This is a genomic window from Pseudooceanicola marinus (assembly GCF_002786295.1).
Classification (GTDB): domain Bacteria; phylum Pseudomonadota; class Alphaproteobacteria; order Rhodobacterales; family Rhodobacteraceae; genus Pseudooceanicola; species Pseudooceanicola marinus.
This window is the reverse complement of sequence record NZ_PGTC01000012.1, coordinates 1-3,224: the sequence shown is the minus strand read 5'-3', so window position 1 is coordinate 3,224 and position 3,224 is coordinate 1. Positions and strand designations below refer to the sequence as shown.

The 3,224-nt window shown below is 64.8% G+C and carries 3 protein-coding genes; all 3 read left to right on the top strand.

From position 1 onward, the window contains the following. The coding region (locus CVM50_RS08100; protein ID WP_332835660.1) for a hypothetical protein at nucleotides 1-500 on the top strand (500 nt) is incomplete at its 5' end. Nucleotides 501-846: 346 nt separating this feature from the next. Further along, on the top strand, nucleotides 847-1,398 hold the full coding sequence (locus tag CVM50_RS08095) for a hypothetical protein (RefSeq protein ID WP_085887036.1): 552 nt from the start codon (nucleotides 847-849) through the stop codon (nucleotides 1,396-1,398). A gap of 1,213 nt (nucleotides 1,399-2,611) precedes the next feature. Beyond that, a partial coding sequence (locus CVM50_RS08090; RefSeq protein WP_198431873.1) for a hypothetical protein occupies nucleotides 2,612-3,224 on the top strand: 613 nt, incomplete at its 3' end.

Sequence of the window (3,224 nt, the reverse complement as noted above, 5' to 3'; positions counted from 1 at the left end):
CGCGAAAACCCCCGGAGAGTTTCCCCATGCGTAAGGCGCGGCCCGCTTCGATCCAGTCGGCGGTGCAGACCGCCATTCGCGCGGCCGGCGGTCTTGAGGCCGTGGCCAATGACATCGGCGTCGGGGTCTCGACTCTGTCGCACGGGACGGAAGTCTCGGAGCAGCGCCCGGGCGGGCTTGGCGTCAACTACCTCGACCGGTTGAGCCGGATTGTGCCCGAGGCCGCCGTGCCGATCGCGGCGCATTTCGCGGCTCTGGGCGGCGGGACCTTCCACCCGTTGAACATCGAAGGCTCGACCGCCTCGGACATCCACCGGATCACCCGGGAGTTCGCGGACGTGCTGCAGCGCCATGCCGAGGCGCATTCCTCGGCCTCGGCGGTCCCGCACGACTATTCTCCGACGGAGGCGCAGGACCAGATCGCCGAACTGGACGAGATGGTCACGGCCGCCATGCAATTCCGCGCCACGTTGCTCGGCAAGGCGGAGCGGCGCGCGTGATGGCTCGTCTCACATCCCCCTCCCGCCGACGGGCGGGCGATCGTCGCGGGGAGGGCGCTATCGTTGGCGGCGTGCTCCCCGCGACGATCATCCATCAGATTCACTCACGGACCCCGGCACAGGCGCCGGGCCGTGCGGAGCGCCGGCTGTCGGGCAGGGCAGGGCGCTCCCTGGCGCGGAGGGCCCATGTCCTCCAGGCCCTCCGCGCCGCCCGTTTCCCCGGACCTTGTCAGGCCGCCCCGCGGGACCGCGCGGCCGTCCGGGGCGTGGCGGTCCCGATCTGTCCGTCCCCGACTTGGGGCGCGTCCCACCCGGCGCGCCCCGCCTTTTCCCTGGAGGGTTCCGCATGGACATCGTGACCGCAGAAGAGCGCCGTCTGATTGACGAGGCGCTGGAGCGTATTCCGGAAGAGAAGCGGCGCATCCCTGCGGGCGTGAGCGGCATGGACCGGGACTACGTCTGGGACCCGAAGACCCAGTCGCTCATCACCCGCAACGAGGCCTTCAAGGGCGGTTTCCGCACGATGCAGCGCGCGCAGGTGCCGACACTGGCGGACCGGCTGAAGGACCGCGAGATCGCCCAGGACATCAGGGATGGTCTGAGCATCAGCGAGATCATCCTGCTGCGCCACACGGCGCGCCAGCGCATTCAGCGGGTGGCGCGCGAGGACGGGCTGGAGATCGCCCGGCCCAAGCCCGCACCGCTCCGGGGCGGGCGTGAGAAGTCCGTCTCGGGCGATGATGAGGAAATCACCCGGAAGATCCTGGCTCTGGTCGATGGCCAGCGGGGGCTGACGGAGATCGCCCGGCTCGCCGGCTGCCACAAGGATGCGGTGCGCCTGCGCCGGGATCGGCTCAAGCTCGACATCCCGGCAGCGAAGCGGAGGAAGGTGGCGTGACGAAGCAATTGCGTTGTCTTGTGACAATTGATCTTTGGAGGCCAGCTGTTAAGCCTCAACTCAGCCCGGCAGTTCCCATTTGCCGAGCAGTTGCCCTGGAAACCCCATCCCAGGCGGCGACGGGGCGCGATAGTCCCATAAATGTCGCGCCCCAAAAGGGAACGGCAGGGTGCGTCAGCTCCATCAGCCCGCTCCCTATAGGGGCAGAGCTCGCGCGTGAGGTTCTGGCTGCTAAGACGAGTTCTCGAGATTTCGGCACTCGAGGGCCAGTCCCACTTCTCCCTTTTGGAGCGCATCCGCAGAACTGCCACTGCTGGTTCTATGTGACACGGCGGCACCGGGGCGGCACTGCAACGAGTTTGAGGGAGTATGGAGAGGGGCAAACGCCGCACTGCATTCGCTCAGAGAGTGAGCCGCAGAGCTTCAGTCTGAAAATATTAAAGGAAATCAGTTTATTGGAGAAGTTCCAGCTTGATTTCTGTAAGTCGAGAAGCGAGGCGTCTATGAGCCCGGTACCGGGTTTCTATTTTTGCAATGGCGCAATTGACATAAATGTAGGATCAGGGCTATCTGAAGGCCTGCGTCAACATCCAATTACGCAGAGCGGCTCCTGGTGCGACAAGGTGCGCATGCCGCAGGGGCGAGGCGTCCCACGTTTGCCTGCTTCGCCCCACACAACGTCTGTAGCTAGTGAGAGATGCTTTGATGAGCGGGCGAAGAATTCGCTCTCTGTCAGTTTGCCCCAAGATCGCAATGGGCTCTTGGAACTTTCCTCGGGCCGCTTCCCAGATGCTTCGGAGAACTCGTTTGGTGCGAAGGGAAGAGGACGGGGTTCGAGGTCTTTCCGCGGGCGCGTCCTGCTAAGGACGGGCCGACATGGATGTGTCCGCTGCGCCTTCTGCCGGTTGGAGGCACGTCGACGACAGTGTTTCCGTCCTTCGTGGATCTTCGAGTATCGCACGCCTTTAACACAATATTGTCATTTTGGGCTGCGAAGTAATATCTTGGGTTGGGGCATTCGACCCAATGCTCCGACTGCGCACCGACACATCGTTGGCACAGGAGGTGCGTCGCGTGGCGAGAGATCAGGGATCTCCGCCACGCCCTTTCGAGCTTTCTTAGGGGCGACGGAATACCCTTCTGCTCTCTGGGCACCACTTTTGGGTGCTTTCCGGCTGTACAGGGTTTGCTCCTGGTCCCGGGAGGGCGCCTCATGCGCTCGCTGACCTCTGCAGGCGCGGCGTTGCGCGCCGTCGAGACCGACGATCTCGAGGAATATCCGCTGTCGGGCCAGGAACGCCTCGACAGCCATTACTTCATCGCCTGGCATCACCGCCGCTGGCTCAACTCCGAGATGCGCCTGAAGGCCACCGAGGAGTGTCGCGCGCTCTACTTCGACCTGATCTGCATCGCCCAGGAACAGAACCCCATCGGGACGCTTCCGGCGGATACCGAGCAGCTGGCCAAGCTTCTGGGCGTGGATCAGGGGCGGCTGCAGCGGCTCTGCGAGGGCAGCTTCGGCCCGCTGCACAAGTGGCGCCCCTGTCTCTGCGAGGGCGTGGTCCGCCTCTATCACCCGATGGTGCTGGAGGTCGTCACCGACGCCATCGCGCGCAAGCACGACAACCGGGCGCGCAACGAGGCGGGCAATGCGATGAAGCGCCGCCAGCGCCTGCGCAGCGCCATCGCGGGCTATCACGTCGATCTCGCGGCCAATGACGCGGCCATCCTTTGGATGGACGAATGGCTCATGGAACAGGGCTGTGGCTATCGCGGCGCCTCCTGGATCGAGCGCGCCATCGGCGCCTGGTCCGATCATCAACTTC

Bases quoted from the DNA above. Each gene is read 5' to 3' on its own strand.
- CVM50_RS08095 (WP_085887036.1), top strand. From the start codon at position 847: ATGGACATCGTGACCGCAGAAGAGCGCCGTCTGATTGACGAGGCGCTG.